Source organism: Winogradskyella tangerina (genome assembly GCF_003260205.1).
Classification (GTDB): domain Bacteria; phylum Bacteroidota; class Bacteroidia; order Flavobacteriales; family Flavobacteriaceae; genus Winogradskyella; species Winogradskyella tangerina.
In genome coordinates, this window is sequence record NZ_QERF01000010.1 from 193,145 (window position 1) to 215,152 (window position 22,008).

General features: G+C 37.0%; 22 protein-coding genes. 10 read left to right on the top strand and 12 right to left on the bottom strand.

Features of this window, described 5'->3' with window-relative positions:
- Position 1: 1 nt before the first annotated feature.
- From DDY94_RS14775 to DDY94_RS16160, 4 genes are all read right to left on the bottom strand, one after another.
- Positions 2–1,645 carry a SulP family inorganic anion transporter gene (locus tag DDY94_RS14775; RefSeq protein ID WP_111685348.1) on the bottom strand — a complete coding sequence of 548 codons (1,644 nt, stop codon included), beginning with the start codon at positions 1,643–1,645 and terminating at the stop codon, positions 2–4.
- A gap of 119 nt (positions 1,646–1,764) precedes the next feature.
- Positions 1,765–2,331 carry a DUF4136 domain-containing protein gene (locus DDY94_RS14780; protein ID WP_111685350.1) on the bottom strand — a complete coding sequence of 189 codons (567 nt, stop codon included), beginning with the start codon at positions 2,329–2,331 and terminating at the stop codon, positions 1,765–1,767.
- Positions 2,332–2,343: 12 nt separating this feature from the next.
- Complete coding sequence (locus DDY94_RS14785) at positions 2,344–4,353, bottom strand: urocanate hydratase (RefSeq protein WP_111685352.1); 2,010 nt, start codon at positions 4,351–4,353, stop codon at positions 2,344–2,346.
- Positions 4,353–4,514, bottom strand: a complete 162-nt coding sequence (locus DDY94_RS16160) for a DUF5522 domain-containing protein (RefSeq protein WP_157957342.1) — start codon at positions 4,512–4,514, stop codon at positions 4,353–4,355. Before DDY94_RS16160 ends, DDY94_RS14785 begins: the two co-directional genes overlap by 1 nt.
- Before the next feature lie 50 nt (positions 4,515–4,564).
- Here DDY94_RS16160 and DDY94_RS14790 point away from each other — a divergent pair, with 50 nt between their 5' ends.
- The 4 genes from DDY94_RS14790 to hemL all read left to right on the top strand — a co-directional run bounded on the left by DDY94_RS14790 (position 4,565) and on the right by hemL (position 8,137).
- Positions 4,565–4,894, top strand: coding sequence for a hypothetical protein (locus tag DDY94_RS14790; RefSeq protein WP_111685412.1), 330 nt, complete (start codon positions 4,565–4,567; stop codon positions 4,892–4,894).
- A 259-nt stretch (positions 4,895–5,153) separates the two neighbouring features.
- The gene (locus DDY94_RS14800) at positions 5,154–6,041 is read left to right on the top strand and encodes a 1-aminocyclopropane-1-carboxylate deaminase/D-cysteine desulfhydrase (RefSeq protein ID WP_111685356.1); all 888 of its coding nucleotides are present in this window, start codon (positions 5,154–5,156) and stop codon (positions 6,039–6,041) included.
- Positions 6,038–6,847: a glucosaminidase domain-containing protein gene (locus DDY94_RS14805; RefSeq protein WP_111685358.1), complete on the top strand. Its 810-nt coding sequence runs from the start codon at positions 6,038–6,040 to the stop codon at positions 6,845–6,847. The genes DDY94_RS14800 and DDY94_RS14805 overlap by 4 nt, the downstream gene beginning before the upstream one ends.
- Before the next feature lie 3 nt (positions 6,848–6,850).
- Positions 6,851–8,137, top strand: coding sequence for a glutamate-1-semialdehyde 2,1-aminomutase (gene hemL, locus DDY94_RS14810; protein WP_111685360.1), 1,287 nt, complete (start codon positions 6,851–6,853; stop codon positions 8,135–8,137).
- Between the two features lie 45 nt (positions 8,138–8,182).
- Here hemL and DDY94_RS14815 read toward each other — a convergent pair whose 3' ends face one another.
- Both DDY94_RS14815 and DDY94_RS14820 read right to left on the bottom strand, forming a co-directional pair.
- On the bottom strand, positions 8,183–8,515 hold the full coding sequence (locus DDY94_RS14815; RefSeq protein ID WP_111685362.1) for a hypothetical protein: 333 nt from the start codon (positions 8,513–8,515) through the stop codon (positions 8,183–8,185).
- A 139-nt stretch (positions 8,516–8,654) separates the two neighbouring features.
- Positions 8,655–10,151: a hypothetical protein gene (locus DDY94_RS14820; RefSeq protein WP_111685364.1), complete on the bottom strand. Its 1,497-nt coding sequence runs from the start codon at positions 10,149–10,151 to the stop codon at positions 8,655–8,657.
- 152 nt (positions 10,152–10,303) lie between these two features.
- Here DDY94_RS14820 and DDY94_RS14825 point away from each other — a divergent pair, with 152 nt between their 5' ends.
- From DDY94_RS14825 to DDY94_RS14850, 6 genes are all read left to right on the top strand, one after another.
- On the top strand, positions 10,304–10,486 hold the full coding sequence (locus DDY94_RS14825; RefSeq protein ID WP_111685366.1) for a hypothetical protein: 183 nt from the start codon (positions 10,304–10,306) through the stop codon (positions 10,484–10,486).
- A gap of 1 nt (position 10,487) precedes the next feature.
- On the top strand, positions 10,488–10,955 hold the full coding sequence (locus tag DDY94_RS14830; RefSeq protein ID WP_111685368.1) for a hypothetical protein: 468 nt from the start codon (positions 10,488–10,490) through the stop codon (positions 10,953–10,955).
- Between the two features lie 32 nt (positions 10,956–10,987).
- Positions 10,988–11,470 carry a hypothetical protein gene (locus tag DDY94_RS14835; RefSeq protein WP_111685370.1) on the top strand — a complete coding sequence of 161 codons (483 nt, stop codon included), beginning with the start codon at positions 10,988–10,990 and terminating at the stop codon, positions 11,468–11,470.
- A 71-nt stretch (positions 11,471–11,541) separates the two neighbouring features.
- On the top strand, positions 11,542–12,234 hold the full coding sequence (locus DDY94_RS14840; protein WP_111685372.1) for a CPBP family intramembrane glutamic endopeptidase: 693 nt from the start codon (positions 11,542–11,544) through the stop codon (positions 12,232–12,234).
- A 41-nt stretch (positions 12,235–12,275) separates the two neighbouring features.
- On the top strand, positions 12,276–13,154 hold the full coding sequence (locus tag DDY94_RS14845; RefSeq protein WP_111685374.1) for an alpha/beta hydrolase: 879 nt from the start codon (positions 12,276–12,278) through the stop codon (positions 13,152–13,154).
- A 34-nt stretch (positions 13,155–13,188) separates the two neighbouring features.
- Positions 13,189–13,935 carry an alpha/beta hydrolase gene (locus DDY94_RS14850; protein ID WP_232817882.1) on the top strand — a complete coding sequence of 249 codons (747 nt, stop codon included), beginning with the start codon at positions 13,189–13,191 and terminating at the stop codon, positions 13,933–13,935.
- Here the strand turns inward: DDY94_RS14850 and DDY94_RS16165 are convergent.
- The 6 genes from DDY94_RS16165 to DDY94_RS14875 form a co-directional block, all read right to left on the bottom strand.
- Positions 13,917–14,420: a hypothetical protein gene (locus DDY94_RS16165; RefSeq protein ID WP_157957343.1), complete on the bottom strand. Its 504-nt coding sequence runs from the start codon at positions 14,418–14,420 to the stop codon at positions 13,917–13,919. The genes DDY94_RS14850 and DDY94_RS16165 overlap by 19 nt on opposite strands.
- A gap of 78 nt (positions 14,421–14,498) precedes the next feature.
- Complete coding sequence (locus tag DDY94_RS14855; RefSeq protein ID WP_111685413.1) at positions 14,499–16,883, bottom strand: zinc-dependent metalloprotease; 2,385 nt, start codon at positions 16,881–16,883, stop codon at positions 14,499–14,501.
- 205 nt (positions 16,884–17,088) lie between these two features.
- On the bottom strand, positions 17,089–18,069 hold the full coding sequence (locus DDY94_RS14860) for a hypothetical protein (RefSeq protein ID WP_232817883.1): 981 nt from the start codon (positions 18,067–18,069) through the stop codon (positions 17,089–17,091).
- Between the two features lie 88 nt (positions 18,070–18,157).
- Positions 18,158–19,207, bottom strand: a complete 1,050-nt coding sequence (locus DDY94_RS14865; protein ID WP_111685378.1) for a TlpA disulfide reductase family protein — start codon at positions 19,205–19,207, stop codon at positions 18,158–18,160.
- A gap of 124 nt (positions 19,208–19,331) precedes the next feature.
- On the bottom strand, positions 19,332–21,023 hold the full coding sequence (gene lysS / locus DDY94_RS14870) for a lysine--tRNA ligase (protein WP_111685380.1): 1,692 nt from the start codon (positions 21,021–21,023) through the stop codon (positions 19,332–19,334).
- Positions 21,024–21,081: 58 nt separating this feature from the next.
- Positions 21,082–21,966, bottom strand: coding sequence for a thioredoxin family protein (locus tag DDY94_RS14875; protein ID WP_111685382.1), 885 nt, complete (start codon positions 21,964–21,966; stop codon positions 21,082–21,084).
- Positions 21,967–22,008: the final 42 nt, after the last annotated feature.

The window sequence follows — 22,008 nt, forward strand, 5'->3', positions numbered from 1 at the left end:
TCTACATTTTGTATTCAGATAATGGCTTAGTGAAACGTTCAGGATCTGCGGCCAAATGATAACGTGGGTCATCGACATCTTCAACTATTACTTCATCGAACATCGGATTAGCTTTTCGTAATAAAACTTTGCAATCCTTACTGAGGTGTTTCAACTTGATGGATTTCCCTTCGGCCTTGTATTTATTAACTAAATTAAAAATAGCTTCTAAAGCGGAATGGTCACTGATTCGAGATTCAACAAAATCGATCTCTACGTTTTTAGGATCATTTTTTATATCAAATTTGGTGTTGAAGGTTTGAATAGATCCAAAAAACAAAGGTCCCCAAATTTCATAAGTTTTTGTTCCGTCGGGCTGCATACGCTTTCGAGCTCTAATCATGGTGGCGTTTTTCCAAGCGAAGACTAATGCAGAAATAATAACACCTGCAATTACCGCTACCGCGAGATCTTTCCAAACGGTTATAGCTGAAACAGCAATCAATACAATCGCATCTGAAATCGGTATTTTTCTAATTATTCTGAAACTCGACCAAGCAAATGTTCCGATGACTACCATAAACATTACACCAACTAAAGCTGCAATTGGAATTTGTTCAATTAAAGGCGCTCCAAAAAGCACGAAGCAGAGTAGGGCAATGGCTGCTACGGTACCAGAAAGTCGTCCTCTACCACCAGAATCAACGTTAATAATCGATTGCCCGATCATAGCACAGCCGCCCATACCGCCAAAAAATCCATTCAAAATATTTGCGCTACCTTGAGCTATACATTCTCTGTTACCATTTCCTCTTGTGTCTGTGATCTCATCAACGAGATTAAGTGTCATTAAGGACTCAATTAAGCCTACAGCTGCGAGTACAAAAGCTGTTGAAAGAATGGTGTCCCAATGTCCTTGTAATGTGCCGAATAAACCAAATATTTGATCTTGAAACGTTGGTAAACTTCCTTGTAAGCCTTCGCCTCCTCCATCTCTAATGAAGGATCCAACGGTGCTTACATCGAGTTTGCCAAAAATTGTTATAGCCGCTACGATAATAATTGCCGTTAAGGCAGATGGTACCTTTTTAGTTAGTTTAGGAAGACCATACATTATGCCCATGGTTACAGCGATTAAAATAAGCATCGTGTAGAGTGGTGCTCCAGACATAAAAACTTTTTCGCCATCAACAGTCTCTTTGAACAACCCAAGTTGCGATAAGAAAATAACGATGGCCAAACCATTAACAAAGCCCATCATTACGGGATGCGGTATTAGCCTAACAAACTTCCCTAGTTTAAAAAGCCCGGCTAATATTTGAATACCACCAACAAATAGTAAGGTTATAAATAACCATTGGAGGCCTAAATTTTCTATTGGTGCGTCTAATGCTTGGCCCACTTCATTTCCCTTGCTAATTAGATGCACCATTACTACAGCCATAGCGCCAGTAGCTCCTGAGATCATTCCTGGTCGTCCTCCAAAAAGCGCTGTTACAATCCCCATCATAAAAGCACCATATAATCCAACCAAAGGATCAACACCAGCGACAAAGGCAAAAGCAACTGCTTCTGGTACTAATGCTAGAGCTACGGTTAACCCTGAAAGGATATCATTCTTTGGATTTTGGCTAAAGTTTTTTCTTGTGGTATGGCCTAATATCATAATACTTGTGCTGTAAAGTCGGCAAAGATAGCGTATTTAATAACATAGCCTAATTGAGATTAAACCATAAAAAAAGCACTAGTTTAACTAGTGCTTCATAAAAATATTTTTATTCTGAATTATTGTTCAGGTGGATATTGCTCTAAGGTTTTCTGAACAAATTCCTTAATTCGAAGTTCTTTCTTATCCACATTTCTGGTAACAAGGAATCCGGTACCAGAACCTTGCCAAACTAATTCTTTCTTTCTAGCATCGACTAAATCAATAAACAGCATGCCTTCGGTTTTGGTAGAAACTTGGCTTCCGCCCCAGCCGCCGCCCCAGCCCCAGCCTGGACCCCAGCCCCAGCCAGGTCCCCAGCCCCAGCCCCAGCCGCCCCAACCCCAGTTGTTGTTGTAGACGTCAACACGTTGGTTAGATTCGGTAAAGATGCTCACTAGAATATCTGGATTTTCAGACTTGGTCATGCCTTTGGCTAAAAGCTCAGCTTCAATTGCACGAAGGATTCTTCGTTTATCAATGTCACTGATCTCGGCTTTATCAATTCCTGGCTTAAAAAAAGCAAAGGTCTTGTATTGGTCGAATTTTGCTTCCCTATCATAATCGGCTGCAACACGTATAGAACTACATGACGATAGAAGGATGGCAAACACTAAAATCGGAGTAAATCTGAGTAGTTTCTTCATATCAATTTTTTTTTAAATGGTTTCGAACAAATTATCGTCGACTTGATTTGGTAATGTAACCTTTAAGTTTGGCTCTACTTCCATGGCGCGTTTAATTGCAAAAATCGCTCCGTCATTTCTTGCCCAACTTCGTCGTGAAATGCCATTATTGACATCCCAGAAAAGCATCTGTTTTAATCTTTTAGATGCTTCTTTAGTACCATCAAGAACCATGCCGAAACCACCATTAATAACTTCGCCCCATCCAACGCCACCACCATTATGTATACTCACCCATGTTGCGCCCCTAAAACTATCTCCGATTACATTGTGAATAGCCATATCTGCTGTGAAGCGCGAACCGTCATAAATATTACTCGTTTCCCTATATGGAGAATCGGTTCCGGAAACATCATGATGATCTCTTCCGAGGATAACTTCACCAATATCGCCATTAGCGATAGCACGATTAAATGCTTCAGCAATTTTCATGCGCCCTTCGGCATCGGCATATAAGATGCGTGCTTGAGAACCCACAACTAATTTATTCTCCTGAGCACCTTTGATCCATTGAATATTATCGGCCATTTGTTGCTGAATCTCTTCAGGTGAATTCTTCATAATTTCTTCTAAAACAGCGCAAGCTAATTCATCTGTTCTGGCTAAATCTTCAGGACGACCTGAAGCGCATACCCATCTGAAGGGGCCAAAACCATAATCGAAACACATTGGGCCCATAATGTCTTGAACGTAACTTGGGTATTTAAACTCTCTGCCCAATTCTTGCTTTTCAGACATTACATCTGCACCTGCTCGAGAAGCTTCAAGAAGAAATGCATTTCCGTAGTCGAAGAAGTAAGTACCTTTAGCTGTATGTTTGTTTATGGCTTTTGCATGCCTTCTAAGACTTTCCTGCACCTTCTCTTTAAACTTAGCAGGATCTTCTGCCATCATGTTGTTAGACGCCTCGAAAGATAATCCAGCCGGATAGTATCCGCCAGCCCAAGGATTGTGTAATGATGTTTGATCACTTCCTAGGTCAATATGGATTTGAGCTTCATCAAATTTTTCCCATACATCGACCACGTTGCCCAAATATGCTAAAGAAACGGTCTCTTTATTGGCTTTCGCACTTTGAACGCGTTCAACCAAATGGTCTAAATCTGTGATCTTCTCATCGATCCAACCCTGATCGAGTCTAACTTGAGTAATTTTTGGATTCACTTCTGCACAAACCGTAACGCAACCTGCAATATTTCCGGCCTTTGGTTGAGCTCCCGACATTCCGCCTAGTCCAGAAGTAACAAACAGATTTCCTTTTGGGGACTTGCCAATTTTTCTGAAGCCATTCAATACCGTAATTGTTGTTCCGTGAACTATCCCTTGTGGCCCAATGTACATGTAACTTCCAGCAGTCATTTGACCGTATTGTGTAACACCAAGCGCATTAAATTTTTCCCAATCATCAGGCTTAGAATAGTTCGGAATCATCATACCATTGGTCACTACAACTCTCGGTGCTTCTTTGTGCGACGGAAACAAACCCATTGGATGCCCTGAATACATCACCAGTGTTTGTTCGTCTGTCATTTCTGCCAGATATTTCATGGTGAGCCTGTACTGCGCCCAGTTAGAAAACACACCACCATTACCGCCATAGGTGATCAACTCATGCGGGTGTTGTGCTACAGCATAATCTAAATTATTCTGAATCATCAGCATGATAGCGGCAGCTTGTTTAGATTTTGCTGGGTAGTCATCAATGGGTCTTGCATACATTTTGTAATCGGGTCTAAATCGATACATGTAAATACGACCGTAGGTGTCGAGCTCATTTTTAAACTCTTTTATAAGCACTTCGTGGTGCTCCCGATCAAAGTAACGCAAGGCGTTTTTTAGGGCCAGTTTTTCTTCTTCAGGTGAAAGAATAGTTTTTCGTTTTGGCGCATGATTTATACTTGGATCATATGGTTTTGGTTGAGGTAATTTTTTTGGAATTCCTTCTAAAATCTGATCCTTAAATGATAATTCTGTCAATTGCATTATGACTTTTTTAATTTATCCTTATTGAACCCGTATGGGCAATGCCTGCATCCGCTCTCGCAACAATAACCTCTTTTTAGGTGATATTGTTCGGTAAAACAGCGATAACCTTCGGGTGTTAAATAGTAATCGCCTTCTTCTATTGGGACATATTTCTTCATGTTTTACAAAGATAGCGTAAATTGGATTGATTTTTGAATGGCAATTTAGAGTGATATTTATTTCAAAATATTTAGTGCCGAAAGGCTATGTTGGGCTGACGATTTTCCCATTTATGTTTTTGAAGCATAAACGCTTGAAGGCGGATGAAGTACTCATAAATCATGAAAAAATTCATCTAAGGCAACAGATGGAGCTCTTGGTGATCCCGTTTTTTATAATCTATGGTTTTGAATTTGTAATACGATTGATTCAATATAAATCCTGGAAAACCGCATACCGAAATATTTCATTTGAGCGTGAAGCATTTCAAAATGAAAAAAATCTTAACTATTTAAACACCAGATCCTTTTGGAATTTTGTGTGCTATTTCAGAAAATGATCTTTGCAATTTTCTGCTGAGCATTTACCAACGTTATTTTCAGGAAGAGCGTAAGGTTTTGAGGATTGATCGTTTGAATAGAATAGATGTTTTACTTACAGATAGATTATAGAAAAGTCGTCTGCCTATTAGGTCATAAACTCGTATATAAATAGTCTGTTTAGTTTCGTCAAACAATCCTTGTGCCATATGGATCGCAATATTAACTTTGTCATAATTAATCTTTTTTAAACTAATTATTGAAAAAATAGATGAATCGTTGAAAAACATAGATTTCGATAACATTAAGATTGAAAATCAGTTATTTGTAAAGCCTGAATACCTAATTCATCCTTTTATTTCAGGTAATAAATACCGAAAACTTAAGTATAATTTACAAGAAGCGCAGCAAGAAGGCAAGCGGGTGCTATTGACCTTTGGTGGCGCATACTCCAATCATATTGCTGCAACGGCTTATGCTGGTAAAGAATATGGTTTCAAAACCGTTGGTGTTATTAGAGGAGAGGAACTTATCTCTAAAGTTGACGATAACCCTACATTGAACTTTGCACGATCTTGCGGAATGCAGTTCAAATTTATTAGTAGGGAAGCCTATCGGGCGAAAGGAAGTGAAGATTTTTTGCAAGATTTAAATTCAGAATTTGGAGATTTCTATTTGATTCCTGAAGGTGGAACAAATTCATTGGCTGTAATGGGTTGTGCAGAAATTCTTCAAACTAGTGATGCACAATTTGATTTTATTTGTTGTTGTGTTGGTACAGGTGGCACGATTTCTGGTTTAATCAACACGTCGGAAGCGCATCAAAAAGTATTAGGTTTTCCTGCGTTAAAAGGTGATTTTTTACAACAAGATATTCGTAAATTTGCAACGCGAGAAAATTGGGAATTAATTGGTGATTATCATTTTGGTGGTTACGGTAAAATAAAGCCCGAATTGATTGCGTTTATCAATAGGTTTAAACGTACTTACGATATTCCGCTAGACCCTGTTTATACGGGTAAAATGATGTATGGAATTTTTGATATGATGGAAAGTGGATTTTTTCCGAAGGACTCAAAAATATTAGCAATCCATACAGGCGGATTGCAAGGTATAGAAGGAATGAATTTAAAACTAAAGCAAAAAGGTTGGCCTCAAATAGAATGAAATTAAGATTAACAATTATAACACTTTGGTTGATGGTTTTTGTCGTTGGTTGTGGACCTAAAAAAGGTATTGTTACCAAGGAGAAAGATCAAAAGAAAAGCACAGAAACCGTTAAGGTTACTGAGGTTGAGTCTAAGGAAGAGGAAGAGGAGAATGAGAAGGAAGCGATAGTGAAACCGCCATCATCAACAGAAATGTATATTGCGAAATATGCGCCTATTGCTAAGGCAGAAATGAGGCATTCAAAAATTCCGGCAAGTATCACTTTAGCTCAAGGCATATTAGAGTCTGGTTCTGGCAAAGGAAGGTTGGCTGTTGAAGCTAATAATCATTTCGGTATTAAATGTCATGGTTGGAAAGGTGCAAAAATTTATCACGACGATGATCGCTCTCAAGAATGTTTTAGAAAATATAAAAAAGCTGAATCGTCTTATGAAGACCATTCTGATTTTTTAACAGGACGTCGTCGTTATGCGGATCTTTTCAAACTAAAACCCAACGATTATAAAGGTTGGGCAAGGGGCTTAAAAAAGGCTGGTTATGCCACGGATAGAAAATATCCGCAAAAGCTAATTAGCCTTATAGAACGTTATGAACTTTACAAGTATGACGAAGAAGTTTTGGGTAAACCCAATGAAGAGTTTGTTAAAGTAAACAGCGGTGTTGTAAGATATATCATCGAAAAAGGCGATACGCTTTATTCATTAGCAAAGCGATTTAATACAACAGTAGACGCTATAAAAGAATTAAATAACCTAAGTTCTAATGACCTGTCTATAGGTCAGGAAATAATGATTCCAAACTAATTTATGTTATATCAAAGAAGTAGTGCTTTATTTAAGGAAGCACAAAACGTAATTCCAGGTGGTGTTAATTCACCGGTGAGAGCATTTAAGGCTGTAGGAGGTACGCCAATTTTTGCCAAGTCGGCTAAAGGTGCGTACGTTTATGATGAAGACGGAAATCGTTTTATTGATTACATCAACTCGTGGGGACCTATGATTTTAGGTCATGCGCATCAACCCGTTGTAGATGCCGTTATTGAGAAAACAAAAGAAGGGACTTCCTTCGGAATGCCAACAGCGTTAGAGACCGAAATTGCGGAACTCGCAGTATCGATGGTTCCTAATATTGATAAGATCCGTTTTGTGAATTCTGGTACCGAAGCGTGCATGAGTGCCATTCGTTTGGCGCGAGGTTATACGCAAAAAGATAAGATCATTAAGTTTTCGGGTTGCTATCATGGGCACAGTGATTCTTTTTTAATTGCCGCCGGAAGTGGTGCTGTTACCTTCGGAACACCAAATAGTCCTGGTGTTACTCAAGGTACGGCAAAGGATACCTTGCTTGCACGCTATAATGATATTGAAAATGTCCGTGAAATAGTTGAGGCTAATCCGAATGAAATTGCAGCTATTATTGTAGAGCCTGTTGCTGGTAATATGGGATGTATTCCGCCAGTTGAAGGATTTTTAGAAGGATTGAGAACCCTGTGCAGTGCACATGATATTTTACTCATTTTTGATGAAGTGATGACCGGATTCAGACTTGCAAAAGGCGGAGTGCAACAATTGAAGGGTGTTGATGCTGATATTGTTTGCTTCGGAAAGGTTGTTGGTGGTGGATTGCCTGTTGGAGCTTTTGCCTCGAGGAATGAGATCATGAATCATCTTGCGCCAAACGGACCGGTTTATCAAGCTGGTACCTTAAGTGGAAATCCGTTGGCTATGGCAGCCGGACTCGCCATGTTAAAGTCAATTAATTCTGATAAAGGCTTAATGAATAGGTTAGATGAGAAGACCAAATACCTGCGAAATGGTATTGCAGACGCGCTCAATAAAAATAATGTGGTACATACCATTAATAGCATTGGGTCTATGATCTCAGTTCATTTTTCTGAAGAGCCTGTTGTGGATTTTGAGAGCGCAGCTAAGGGTAATAACGATACCTTCAAAACGTTTTTTCACGGGATGCTCTCAAGAGGAATATATATTGCACCGAGTGCCTTTGAATCCTGGTTTATAACTGATGCACTTACCTATCAGGATTTAAATGAAACCATAGCGGCTGTAGAAGAAATCGCTAAAGAATTGTAAAAAAAAAGCTTCGCTAATGCGAAGCTTTTTTTTTAGGTTATATACTTATTGTTGTTCTTTGATGTATGCTTTATAAGTTTCAAACTGTTCTTCATTCAAAATGGCTTCCATTTTATTCATCAAACTAGTCTTCAGTTTGTTAACAGCTTCCTCAGTTACAGTATTTGAATTAACAAGGTTTGCGTGCGCTTTACCAAATTCTTTGTGTGCATTGTATACTTGATCTCTCTGCTCATTATCGAACTTTAATAATTTTCTTAAAGTTTCAGTTTTAACAGATGCCTCATTGTTAATTTCTAATTTACTTTGAGCAGTAACAGATGCTGTTCCTACAAACAAGGCAAATACAAATATGCAAAGTGTAATTATCTTCTTCATCGTGGATTGTTTAGTTAATATCGGTCACTAAAATAACAATTTTATTTAAAAACTATTGAAAGGATGCGTTTTTATTGGATTAGTATTTAGCGTCTCTAAATTAGTGATTTTATTAAGAAGCTACTCATATGAAGGTGATCTAGGTTTTAAGAAGCTCTAGCGTTGTGCTGAAAATACTTTGTTTTGTGAGCTTGCTTTTTAACCAAGAATAAAAACTAATAACGAAAATATCTTCAGATAAAGTTGAAGTTGTTTCTAAGGTGATTCGAATTTTTTTGGCAAAAGTCTTGTTTTTTATAAGATTGGGATGGTTGTATAATTGCTCGGAAAAATTTAGAAATTTTAGGATTCTTTCCTGACCTGTTTCTTTTAGATATTTTGAATAGTTGCGTTTAAAACTCTTAATGCGCGACTGTAGTAAATCCTCATCCTTTATTTCGATATAAAGTAAAATTTCGGTGAGATTCTTTTTTATCACCCAATCAATACCAGCCTTTTCAATGTAATACTTATCGGTATGATAGAATTTTGAAAGCACAGTTTTTGCCTTCTGAAAATCCTCCTGTTGAAAGTAAAACATTAAAAGTGATAGGTGCAGATCTAAAAGGGACTCGATATCATGATGCTTTTTCTTAATGATGTCGTCAACTAAACCTATGGCGTGGTCCTGAAATTCTAAATAATTGTAATTAAGCGCTTCTACGAGTGTCTTTTTCAGAATGAATTCTTTGTAATAGAGCCCTTTTTTTAAGGTCATGAGCTCTTCCATTTCGTTGATGTATTTGAGTGATTCTTCAAATTTTTTATTTCTAAAAAGTGTATTAGCGATGATATAAACGATTCTAATTTGATAATAAAGCTGTTTGTCGGTTTCTTTTTTATTCTTTAGAATGGAATAGCTTTTTAAAACAAAGTTTTCAATTTCAAAATAGTTTCTGGTAATGGATGCTGAAATATTGGCAATAGCTAAAATTTGATAGAGTGATTTAAAGGATAGGGATTTGTTTAGTTCAATATTAGAATTTGCCAAAATAGATTCAAGTTCCTCTTCAAAATTTAAAGCTTCCCCTTTATAAACAAATGTGTCGAGTACCTTTTTCAGTTGCGCGTAAACAATATTCAACTGATCTTCTAATTGATGTTTTACTCGATTTTCTTGTTGTTTTTTGATGAGTTCTTCGAGATTGATTTTTGAATAGTTTGGCGCATACTGAATCTTAGTATGATATATTTCATTTAGGATTGGGTAAAGCAAATGTTCATCTGCAAGTAGCTCTGCCTTATCTAAAATCTTGTAAGCGATATCATAATTTTTCTGAAGTAAATAAGTCCGGGACGCCAGAATATATTTAATGATCTGCATATCGATAGAGTTTTCGTCCTCTAGATTTTTATTAGCAGTAAAGTCAATTAAAGATTGAAACAGGCGCTTTCTCAGAGCATGGTAGGCATTGCAATGGTCTTTCTGGTAGAGTTGCTGGCAGATCGATTTTGAAGTCATTTCGGGGATGCACATCAACTTGAATAGTTGAATGTTCTTGGTGTCTTTCCGCTTGTTTCTTTGCTGAAGATAGCCTATGAATTTTTGCTGTTCTTCATGATTGAATGTATTTACGATAGAATTTAAAGCAATCATTTAATCGTCATTATAAATATTCATAATATCATTAAAAATAGCCTAAAAATTGAAATATTACTAAAATATATCGTCATTAAATTGGGAATTTTGATTTCTTGGTGTGCTGATTATGTTTCAATTTTGTCTTGTAATCATCAAAACAATTAACTATGAAATCTGTAAATCGTTTTTCTAAGTTAGAACTGATTAAGGCGAGTCTTTACGTCATCACAATAAGTGTGATGGTCTTCTATTTACCATCAATACTACAATTTGTCACTGAAGCTTATAACGATCAGGTAGAATTTTTCACAAGTACTGTAGAGAATCCTTCCTACTACTTAACATTTTAAGATGGTACAGAAGAACTTAAATATGGCGTTTTTCATCACGGTAGGTGTTTCTATTGTGGTATTTATCTATCTGGTTTTTTTGGGCTATGATGAGATCAAGACATTTAAGGATGTTGTAAAGATTATTGGTTCAATTGTCTTTCCGTTGCCGATTCTGTTTTTTACACGGTTTATTGTTATTGAACATTTCTTACCGGAAAATACAGATGCTTACAAGGCAGAAAATCAAAGACCAGCAACTATGCTATTGGTTGTGTCTGTGGTAATTGTGCTATTACTTATTCAATTCTTGGAGTTTGTTTCTCAAAAAAAGCTCGAGGACACATTGGTATTAGCCCATTTAATCAACTCAACAACCATAAGTTCTTATGTGTTTAATTTTTTATTGTATAACAATCTTAAGGCCAATGGTATACTGAGTGGAATACTCATGGCTTTAGCAATTCACATATTCTTTTTATCCACTTAAACTAATCGTACAATCATCAAATTTTAAATATTATGAATGTTATTAAAACACCTAAAAGTCAAACCAACTCCAGTAAGAGAGAGTTACTATTTACGTTTCAAACTATAATTGTAACGGGTTTATTAGCCTTTACGGCCATTGCTTTTTTCTTTTATAACAACGACCTCAGTGTTGTTAAAGGAATAAAAGTCATTTTTGCGCCCTTTTTATCTGTAGTGCCTTTATTGTTTATTCTATCTGTACTTAGGGATCTTAGAAAAGGATTTATCGAAGGAAATTACACAAAACAACAGATACTAAAATTTGCCCTCATCACTTTAGGAATCACCGCAGCGTTTACAGGAATAACCTTTTTGTTATCTAAAATAAATGCTTTAGAAATTCTTTTGGCCGGTATAATTGCCATTTTAAGTATTGTGTTTTTTCTACGTAGTAAGATCAAAGACATTTTAGGCATGTCTATAGTCACGGGCATTGCTGAAGGTATCATCGTTTATATGATTTTTTTGTTTTGATGATCGGTTAGTTAGTAACCCAAAACCTCGCAGTATGGTTTAGAGCTGCGAGGTTTTAAATTGTATCAATCATGAGAAATAAACTAACAAAATACCTCAGTGAATTTTCAAATTTACGGTTAACCAGGCCGGTATCTAATAAAGTTAGAGTTTTAGAGATCGCAGCTGTGGTTTTAACCGGTCTTGGGAAATTCATTTTTATGGATTATCTCAATTGGAGATTGCCTTTTGTGGTGGTGGCCATTTTGGCCTGGTCCAGCTATGTTGTGTATCGTTATAAGAAAGACAAAAATGTCCTCAAAGATTGGGGATTTAGACTAGAAAACTTCAAAACTGTATTTAAGTTAATCTTTCCTTTTGCCTTAATATCCATTGCTATATTTTTTATTGTTGGCTATGTGCAGGGTAGTATAAATTTAACCTGGCATATATTACCATTGTTAATCACCTATCCAATTTGGGGAAGTATTCAACAGTTTTTAACCATAGGTTTATTAGCTGGTAATCTTAATGACCTTAAAGGTGTAAAGCTCAAAAAAGGTTTAATTATTCTCATAACTGCTGTGTTCTTCTCTGTTGTTCATTACCCTTCAATTTGGCTAATGATCGGGACATTTATTTTGGCCTTGTTCTACGGATATATCTATCTCAAAGCAAAGAACATCTATGTGTTAGGTATTATGCACGGATGGTTAGGGGCCTTATTTTATTACACGGTTGTGGGTCAGGATCCGTTTGCCGATATCTTTTTAAAATACATCTAGTATTCAATTTTTAGTATCTTGTTGAAAGTAAACTCTCATTTATGCCTTATTGGGTCTCTACTGTTTTATTAATCCTTGGGATATATATTGCTGTTAGTATAGTCTTATACTATTTACAGGATTATATGCTGTTTAAGCCTGAAAAACTGCCGAAGGACTTCCAGTTTGATTATGACAATCAGATCACAAAAGAATACAATCTCGAAACTCGTGATGGAGCCGTTATTAATGGATTGCGATTTTATCCGAAAGGGGAGAGCAAAGGTGTTGTTCTGTATCTGAAGGGAAATTCTAAAAGTATTAAGGGTTGGGGTAAATTTGCCGTAGACTTTACCAGGCATGGTTATAACGTATTGATGGTCGATTACAGAGGGTTCGGAAAAAGTACAGGGAAACGATCTCAAAAAGCGATTAAGCGCGATTTACAGAAAGTCTATGATAAGCTAAAGGAAAGAACCTCAGAAGACCGTATCATCCTTTACGGGCGTTCTCTAGGGTCAGGATTTGCTACAAAGCTTGCATCGCTCAACAACCCAAAAATGCTCATACTAGATGCACCATATTACAGCTTAACAAAAGTCACAGCGCGTTATGCTCCTTTTATGCCGTTGTCCTTGTTGCTAAAATATCCCTTGCCAACCTACAAATGGTTAAAATATGTGCAGTGCCCGATTCACATCATTCACGGTACTCACGATAAACTCATTCCCTATAAATCTAGTGTGAAGTTAGCGCAGATCAATTCAAAATTAACCAAACTCCATACGGTAATAGGTGGTGGCCACAAAAACCTGAATAATTTTGAATCTTATCATAACATGTTAGATGATATTCTAAATTCCGAACCAAAAACTCTAGACCTAGAAACCACAAGTATTAATGTCATTCACTCCTCAAAAAAAACGAAGAAAAAGGCTTAAAAGTGTATTTCTTTTTCTCATCACTTTATATGTTATGATCGGATCTGTACTTTACTTTTTTCAAGAGAAATTGATGTTTTTACCAACGCCTTTGGAGCAAGATTATCAATATCAATTCGATCATTCTTTTGAAGAGTTGTTCTTTGAAACCGAGGCTGATGCAAAAATAAATGCACTTCATTTTAAAGCTGAAAACTCAAAAGGAGTTATACTCTATTTTCACGGAAATGCTGGTAATTTAAGCCGTTGGGGAGAGATTACTGAATATTTCGTTGGAATGGATTACGATGTATTGGTGATGGATTATAGAACTTATGGTAAAAGTACCGGAAAGCTTTCTGAGGCGGCCTTAAATCATGATGCGCAGTATTGCTATGACTACCTTTTAAAACAGTATTCTGAAAATGAAATAATACTCTACGGCAGGTCTCTTGGAACAGGAATGGCTGCATATTTGGCGAGTATTTATAATCCAAAAGAACTCATTTTAGAAACACCCTATTTTAGTATTTCTGATGTGGCCAAGCATCGATTTCCTATGTTTCCTGTAGAAACACTATTGAAGTATAAATTTCCAACGTTCGAGTATTTACCGAAGGCAACTTGTCCAATAACCATCATTCATGGTACAGAGGATAGTGTAGTGCCTTTCAAATCGGGTAAAAAACTTTCAGAACTAGCGATTGAGCGTCTAAATTTTATTACTGTGGAAGGTGGAAATCACAATAACCTTGTAGAGTTTGAAACCTACCAAAAAGCAATTCAAGAGCGATTAAAATAATTGTCTTTCAGAATCAATATCGCCTTATATAGCATGTAAAGTATTGGTAATCCCGAAAATAAAATTAAGATTAACAATAACAACGACAGCTTGAATCCTATAAACGGCACCTTACTAACAGTGCTCAAAAATTCTGAATTCCTCAGCATAAAAAATCCACTTGTTACGGTTAAGGCACCAAAAACGGTAATTAGCAGATACTTCGTTAACGGAAAGTCAACATTGTTGTTGTAATGATAAACGAGTAACACTCCAATAATACTAGAGATAATGAGCGACCCAATTAAAACAGAATACAACGCTCTTAAATCTTCATAAGTCGTACTCGTTCGCCTAAGTTGTTTAAGGCAATCTGGGCAATATTTCGGATGGTTAACAATGCACGTATGGCACATGCCTCTACGGCAACTTTCACATTGCTTTTGAAGGAAAAGATTGGGATGCGTATGACAAAAATAAAGTGCCTTATGATTGTGGTCATTCATTAAGGCGAAGATAAAAGATTAGGGCAATAAAAAAAGGCTTCAAACTAATTTGAAGCCTTTTTGAAAATATGAATTAGATTATTTAGGATCTAAAATATTATTGACGCGCTCAATGGCATCTGCAATGTGAATTCTACTCATAGCATCAGCACCACGAGCTGAACGTAATTGACTACGGAGCGTCTTTAATTCTGCTCTCACAATAGCTCTAATATCTGATTGGCTCACATTAACCTGAGTGCCGCCAAATAAACGTCTAAATTGTGGAGGAATATTTGATGTCTGCTCGTTTGTCATGATGAACTCCATACGGTCTATGTAAGCACGTTGTAAATTACGTCTGTATACATCTATTTTCTTACCAGAACGCAACTCGCTAAATAAACCTTTACGAAGATCTTTCATCATGTCATACATACCGTAAGCCTCATCACCATTGATAGATTCGTTTTCAGCAAGACGCTGTAGTCTACCAAAATCCATCATGTTGTTAAGCGTACGTGTTTGAGTTTGTCTAATGCGCTCAATATGACCAGCGCTTTCAATTTTATTGAAGATCTCAGTATCTAACATCCACTCTGGAGTTGTAAATAATTGATCTTGTAAAAACTGCATTGCTTTTTTCTGATGGTCAGAATCAACATGCGTATATACAGCACCTTCTTGGTCGTATGTTTTGTAATATTCATATACACCACCAATGTTTGAAGCTACGTGCCCCATGTATCTGTTAAATTGGCTAAGAACCTGACCATACATTGTACCGAGATCGTCATAGTTTTTACCATCTTCAGCAGTCCACTCAATTAAGTTAGGCACAATACGCTTAAGGTTAGCAATACCATATTCGCTAGCCAAAACAGCGTCATCTCCTAAATCTTCAGTTTGAGAACTTGGGTCTATTACACCGAATTGCTGTCTTCCAAAACGATACATTGGATCGTCTGCTTTTTCTAAAATCCACTGATCTAAAATTGGTTTTTCTTCTTCAGCGGTTTTATCTAAAATTGGTCTGTAACCCCAATTAATTGAGTGTTTGTCATAAGGACCAATATTTGGCATTAATGCTACACCTTCATCACCTGGTTGCGCCACATAGTTAAAACGGGCATAATCCATAATCGATGGAGCCGTTCCATATTTCTGAGTGAATTCTGCATCTCTAAGTTTTTCAACAGGATAAGCAACACTACTTCCCATATTGTGCGGTAATCCTAATGTATGACCAACCTCGTGAGCAGATACAAAACGGATAAGACGTCCCATAACTTCATCTTTAAATGCAACACCTCTGGCATCAGGATTGATAGCTGCAGTCTGCACAAAGAACCAGTTTCTAAGTAATGTCATTACATTATGATACCAGTTGATATCACTTTCTAAAATCTCACCAGATCTTGGATCACTAACATGCGGTCCGTTAGCATTTGGAATAGGCGACGCTAAGTAACGCACAACTGAGTAACGTACATCTTCTGGAGACCATTCTGGGTCTTCTTCTGGTGTTGGTGGATCTTTAGCTATAATAGCATTTTTGAATCCGGCAGCTTCAAAGGCTACTTGCCAGTCTTCAATTCCTTGCTTGATGTATTTACGCCATTGCTTTGGAGTTGCTCTATCTATGTAATAAACGATTGGTTTTTTAGGCTCTACCAATTCACCTCGCTTGAATTTCTCAATATCTTCATCTTTAACCTCAAGTCTCCAACGGTCTAAGTAGCGTACCACTTTACTTTCTTGTGCATCTAGACCGTAATCCGTCTGACCTCTCGCAAACCAGCCAACGCGCTGATCGAAGTAACGACGTTTCATTGGTACTTTAGGTAATAAAATCATCGAGTTATTGATCTCTAATGAAATAGATCCTGTGCTTGAGTTAGACGGTGGGCGCCCAGCAGCATAGGTTTTTACGTGTCGAGATTCAATATTTCTTGGGTAACTCTTTACAGATTCGATAAACGATTTATCAGATTCTAATCGTGTAATTCTATAAGCTTGTCGTCTCGCTTGTGGGAAACCTAAAGCCTTTACATCTTTCGAAAATAAAGGTGTTACATCGATAACTGTACTGGTTGAGTCTTTGCTATATGCCTGGATTGGGAATGTAGCAAGTACAGGTTCAAAATTAGAATTTACTACAGCCTCACTCACTGGCAGAGAATCTGCCGCTACTACCTGATGCGATACGACTCTTAAGACAACTTTTTTGCCTTTTCTTTGCCAACGCAAAACTTGAGTATTTTGCTTTCCTCCACCAAAGCCAATCCCGCTTGCGGTTTTAGCAATTCTAGTTACCATTAACATCTCTCTATCGAATAAAGAGTCTGGTATTTCATAATAGAATTTATCATCTAATGAGTGCACTGTGAAGAGGCCTTCATCAGATTTAGCATCTTTAGTAATGACTTTGTTATAAGGTTTTGGATCGTTTTTACCAGGCTTTTTTGCTGGTGGTTTTGCCATTGCAGTTGCATCAGGCTTTTTTGATTTGTTTGCTTTTTTAGTTGTAGAACATGAAAACACTAAGAAAGCTGAAACTAAAAACAATAGTTTAATGGATAGTTGTTTCACTTTGTGTCGGTTTTAAAAAATTTGCATGAATGTACGCATTCCAAGAGGAATCTATGGAATAGAAAACCGACTTTAGTATTTATTTAACGCCAGAAATTTAAAGAGAATCCAAGTATTCTTGAAGGAGATCTCTACCCTGAGTATGAATCAATGTTGTGCCGATAAATGGCATACTGAAGCCTTCATTGTAGATCGAAATTCGATTTGAGATACTGTTTCTTCTTTCGAAAATCTGTGAGTCTTCATACGATGTTTCAAAGGCAAGATCTAAAGTCGATTGGTCTTCACAAAATCCACCAGGAATATGACAATGGGCACAGTTAATATCAAAATACGAACGTGCTCTTGCTTCTAAAGTCGCTGAGGTATCTTCCCAATTAACAACTGCCGAAACCTCCGAACTACTCGAAATACCAGTAAGGTTTGAATTGCTAATTAGATCATCTAACTGATTTGATCCGTTAATTTCAAAATTAAGGTTTCGAAGTTTTGGTCCAATCGGCGTTGCATTATCAAACGTACTATGGCAGGTAAAGCAATCTGTATTTGATGGGATTTCATAGTTAGTTGAATTTGAAATACCATCAGCGTTGATCCACGTAATTGGAACTGTGCTTCCATTTAAGTCTAAAACAGCATCGGTCTGGTTGTCATTCCACTTGTAATCACCAGTAACCCAATCGCCATTTATCTTAATGAGAATTCTTGTTTCGATGATGGTTCTACCCAATGTAAGATCACGTTCATCCGCATTGTAGAAAAATGTTTTGGCAATTACAGTATTCTCCGGAAAAACAGGTAAACCATCACCGTTGTATGTCATGGCAGTATTCTCTGGTAAAGCAATTAATCGTTGCTTGTGCGCGTAATCTGAGAATAGTGGTGTGTTAAGATTGTATTCAAAAGCTCTAGAACTTATATTAAGATCGGCCAGATTTCCTGTAAATAAATTAAGCTCTGATAAGTTGGTTCTAAATTCCGCCACAACTAAAGGATCTTCGGCAGGTGAAATAGAGTCATCATCGCTGTTACACGACCATAGCAGTGCTATAAGTAAGATAGCCAGATACTTTTTCATGGGGTATGATTTAGTTAAAAGCGCCGACAAAATACTAAAATTGTGCTAAATGGCAAGAGAATAGGCGGGTTATACAGTTAAAAGCCAATTAGTCTAAACGTGCTTCAATATCTTCCGATGTGGGATTTGGCATAATAATCGTTCCGTCTTTGTCTACCAAATAACTATACGGTATCGCATAGAGGTAATACTCTTTGGCAATTTCACCCTCAAATCCTCCAGAATCGATAACGCTAGGCCATGTAATTTGATCCTTTTCCATAGCCTCTAACCATGCATTAACATCTTCATCCAGAGACACACTTAAAATTTCGAAATCTTTGTCTTTATTATCGTTATAAAGTTTTACGTATTCAGGATGTTTAACACGGCAGGGACCACACCACGAGGCCCAAAAATCTACGAGTAATAACTTACCTCTAAAGCTCAAACTATTAATGGAATCGAATTTGCTCGTGGTTAGTGCAAAATCTGAAATTGGTTTACCCGCTGTAAATTTTTTCAACCTATTTAAGCCACTTCGAATGAGTTCTCTTTCGAAAGGCTCTACGTAATTTGTATCTATTTGAGCAAGAATATTTTTGGCATCTTCGAGATTCAGCATATCTGAAAAAACAACATTGTCAGCAAGTACTTTCCCAGCGAAGGCATCCATATTCTCCGTTTGGGCAAGCTGTACAACTTTTTCTTTTAGTAAGGTCTTAAAATTTTCACGGTCTTTATTTTCTTGATAAAAGGTGCTGTAATCATTCTGAATACTATCACTTTTTGAACCTGCTACAGATTCGATAGTTATCATCCGATAGATATTTTCCTCAGTTCCTTGAAAAGTGTAATTAGCTTTGATGTCTATTTCACTATTTTCAACTTGAAGCCAGGCTAGGTTAGAATTTGGTTTTAGATTCAGCCAACCCTGAACTGGCGAGTGTGTGGTTCCTGTAAATTGAAATTTTCCATCAATAACTTTTACACTGTCTTTTACTTGATAGGTGCTATCTAAAAACTGCGGATAATTTAAATAAACATAATCATCGTAGTCTCCTGAAAGTTCTCCTGAAATAATAAATTGCTTTTCATTTTTTGATTCGCATGCAGTAAGTAAAACAACAAAAAGGGCAAGTAGGGTATAGTTTTTCATGAAAATTGATTTTGCCTAAAGTTACACCAATAAAAAAGTAGGAATAGTTTTAATCTGTTAAAGTTTGAAACAAAAAAAAGGAACCATGTAAATGATTCCTTGAAGCTTATATTTTTTTGGGTATTTAAACCATTTCAACAAACAAACCCTCTTCGGTTTTTTCAACCTTTGTAAGTCCGTGCTTACCAAGTCCTTTAATGCCTTTATCCCAGCCTTTATTACTTAAGCCAGATTGAGATTTCAGTTCACTAAGTGGCATTCGCTTTTGACTTTTAAGAACCTCGAAGATTGCTTTTTCGTTATCATTTAAAGCAACTTGCTTCTTTTCTGGTCGCATTTGCGGGAAGAATAACACTTCCTGAATACTTTGATTGTTGGTTAAAAACATAACCAGTCGGTCCATGCCAATTCCCATTCCGGAGGTTGGTGGCATACCGTATTCGAGTGCTCGTAAGAAATCAAAATCAATGAACTCTATGGCTTCATCATCACCTTTTTGTGCAAGTTTTAGTTGATGCTCAAAGCGTTCGCGCTGATCTATAGGGTCATTTAATTCTGAATAGGCATTGGCAATTTCTTTACCACATACCATTAATTCGAATCGTTCTGTGAGTTCAGGGTTTTCGCGATGTTCCTTGCATAAAGGGCTCATTTCCTTCGGATAATCTGTGATGAACGTTGGCTGGATGTAATGGCCTTCGCACATCTCACCAAAAATTTCATCAATGAGTTTCCCTTTACCCATGGTGTCATCAACTTCGATTTCCATGCCTTCAGCAGCTGCTCTGATCTCGGCTTCAGTTTTATTATAGATGTCAAAGCCCGTATGCTCTAGAATAGAATCGCGCATTGTAATACGCTTATAGGGTGCTTTAAAATCAACTTCATAGTCACCAAACGTGGCCTTTGTGGTTCCGTTAACTGCAATGGCACAATGTTCTAAAAGCTTTTCACAGAAATCCATCATCCAGTTGTAATCCTTGTAGGCTACATAGATTTCCATGGCTGTAAATTCGGGATTATGGGTTCTGTCCATACCTTCATTTCTGAAGTTTTTTGAGAACTCATAAACACCTTCAAAACCGCCAACGATCAATCGCTTCAAGTATAATTCATTGGCAATTCGCATGTATAGCGGAATATCTAGACTGTTGTGATGAGTAATAAACGGTCTTGCCGCAGCACCGCCAGGTATAGGCTGAAGAATAGGCGTTTCTACTTCAAAATAACCTGCATCGTTGAAAAAATTACGCATCGCATTAAAGAGCTTGGTACGCTTTACAAATACCTCTTTAACATGCGGATTAACGGCAAGATCTGCATAACGTTGTCTGTAACGTAATTCAGGATCGTTAAATTCATCGTACGTATTGCCTTCGGCATCTTGCTTCGGAAGTGGTAAAGGTTTGAGCGCTTTACTAAGCAATTTAAAATCCTTTACCATTACGGTTTTTTCACCGACTTTGGTAGTGAATAATTCACCTTCAATACCAATGAAATCACCTATATCAAGTAATTTTTTGTAAACTTCGTTGTACATGGTTTTGTCTTCGCCAGTACAGATTTCGTCCCTATTGAAATACACCTGAATGCGCCCTTCGCTATCTTGTAATTCGGCGAAGGAAGCTTTTCCTTGAATGCGTCGCGACATCAGGCGACCGGCAACAATAACCTGTTTGCCGTCTTCAAAATTAGATTTGATCTCTTTCGAAGTATGATCAACAGGAAATAGATCAGCTGGGTAAGGATTAATTCCTAACGCACGTAATTTTTCTAACTTTTCGCGCCTTACGCGTTCTTGTTCTGAAAGTTGCATTCTTGTTATTTTAGAAATGCAAAATTACGTTATTTTGATAAAAATTGAGAACTGCTTTTTAAATTGATTTTAAAGCAGTGATATTTTTCTTGATCTGTTCGTTTTCAGGGTCTAGTTCAAGCGCCATTTTATAATACTTAAGTGCTTTTTTCGACTTGCCCATCACATGTAGTTTATTGGCTAAGCTCGCAAATGCTCTTGATTCATCCGGAAAAAGTTTTGTATTAAGTTTCAAAACTTCCACTGCTTCCTCTTCACGTTCAGTTGTAAAAAGTATATGCGCATAGGTGTTTAGTTCGTACATGCTCTCTAAGTTTCCAGCGTATTTTTTGAGTAGTTTTTTCTTTCCTTTTTTAAAGCCTTTCAATCCTTTCGATTTAAGGATTGCTTCTACTTCAGCGACGATCTGATAGTTCGATTTATAATCGTTTACAGTAACAATATTTTGAATATCGTCTTCGAGAGAATTCACAGGATGCTCAACAATACGATTGACTTCCTCGCCATCTTTGTAGAAAATGAAAGTTGGCACACGATGAATGTTTAATCCGGCTTCTTCGTGCTGTGGACTTTGTTTATAACTATCAGATTGGCGACTTAATGCAACTACGGTTAATTGGTTCATTGGGTAATTACAAGCTTCTAATATTTTATAAAATCGAGGTACTTCGCGTTTGCTATCGCCACACCAAGTACCCATAAATATTGTGATCTCGTAGTTTTTTAAAGCTGATTCTATGGCTTTAATAACAGTGGATTTTGGTGCATAATTATTGAAATTTTTATTAAACCATTCCTTGTAATTGTCGCCCTCTAATCCGGCTTTATTAATTTTTCCTAGTAGGTATGGTGAACCTGTGTTTTTCGTGATCTCAACATTTATATTTTGCGAATTGAGGCATAGGCTCAAAAAGAGCAGTATGGTAATTGCTATTGTTTTCATGATTGATGGTATTTTAAAAATAAAACCTGGCATCTATTAATG

Excerpts from the sequence above, each read along its gene's own strand:
- DDY94_RS14855 (WP_111685413.1), bottom strand. The coding sequence starts at position 16,883 with ATGGCAAAACCACCAGCAAAAAAGCCTGGTAAAAACGATCCAAAACCT.
- DDY94_RS14820 (WP_111685364.1), bottom strand. The coding sequence starts at position 10,151 with ATGATTGCTTTAAATTCTATCGTAAATACATTCAATCATGAAGAACAG.
- DDY94_RS14875 (WP_111685382.1), bottom strand. The coding sequence starts at position 21,966 with ATGAAAACAATAGCAATTACCATACTGCTCTTTTTGAGCCTATGCCTC.
- DDY94_RS14830 (WP_111685368.1), top strand. The coding sequence starts at position 10,488 with ATGGTACAGAAGAACTTAAATATGGCGTTTTTCATCACGGTAGGTGTT.
- DDY94_RS14850 (WP_232817882.1), top strand. The coding sequence starts at position 13,189 with ATGATCGGATCTGTACTTTACTTTTTTCAAGAGAAATTGATGTTTTTA.
- DDY94_RS14780 (WP_111685350.1), bottom strand. The coding sequence starts at position 2,331 with ATGAAGAAACTACTCAGATTTACTCCGATTTTAGTGTTTGCCATCCTT.
- lysS (WP_111685380.1), bottom strand. The coding sequence starts at position 21,023 with ATGCAACTTTCAGAACAAGAACGCGTAAGGCGCGAAAAGTTAGAAAAA.
- DDY94_RS14805 (WP_111685358.1), top strand. The coding sequence starts at position 6,038 with ATGAAATTAAGATTAACAATTATAACACTTTGGTTGATGGTTTTTGTC.
- DDY94_RS14860 (WP_232817883.1), bottom strand. The coding sequence starts at position 18,069 with ATGAAAAAGTATCTGGCTATCTTACTTATAGCACTGCTATGGTCGTGT.
- DDY94_RS14845 (WP_111685374.1), top strand. The coding sequence starts at position 12,276 with ATGCCTTATTGGGTCTCTACTGTTTTATTAATCCTTGGGATATATATT.
- DDY94_RS14775 (WP_111685348.1), bottom strand. The coding sequence starts at position 1,645 with ATGATATTAGGCCATACCACAAGAAAAAACTTTAGCCAAAATCCAAAG.
- DDY94_RS14840 (WP_111685372.1), top strand. The coding sequence starts at position 11,542 with ATGAGAAATAAACTAACAAAATACCTCAGTGAATTTTCAAATTTACGG.
- DDY94_RS14865 (WP_111685378.1), bottom strand. The coding sequence starts at position 19,207 with ATGAAAAACTATACCCTACTTGCCCTTTTTGTTGTTTTACTTACTGCA.
- DDY94_RS14835 (WP_111685370.1), top strand. The coding sequence starts at position 10,988 with ATGAATGTTATTAAAACACCTAAAAGTCAAACCAACTCCAGTAAGAGA.
- DDY94_RS14785 (WP_111685352.1), bottom strand. The coding sequence starts at position 4,353 with ATGCAATTGACAGAATTATCATTTAAGGATCAGATTTTAGAAGGAATT.
- DDY94_RS14815 (WP_111685362.1), bottom strand. The coding sequence starts at position 8,515 with ATGAAGAAGATAATTACACTTTGCATATTTGTATTTGCCTTGTTTGTA.
- DDY94_RS16165 (WP_157957343.1), bottom strand. The coding sequence starts at position 14,420 with ATGAATGACCACAATCATAAGGCACTTTATTTTTGTCATACGCATCCC.
- DDY94_RS14825 (WP_111685366.1), top strand. The coding sequence starts at position 10,304 with ATGAAATCTGTAAATCGTTTTTCTAAGTTAGAACTGATTAAGGCGAGT.
- hemL (WP_111685360.1), top strand. The coding sequence starts at position 6,851 with ATGTTATATCAAAGAAGTAGTGCTTTATTTAAGGAAGCACAAAACGTA.
- DDY94_RS16160 (WP_157957342.1), bottom strand. The coding sequence starts at position 4,514 with ATGAAGAAATATGTCCCAATAGAAGAAGGCGATTACTATTTAACACCC.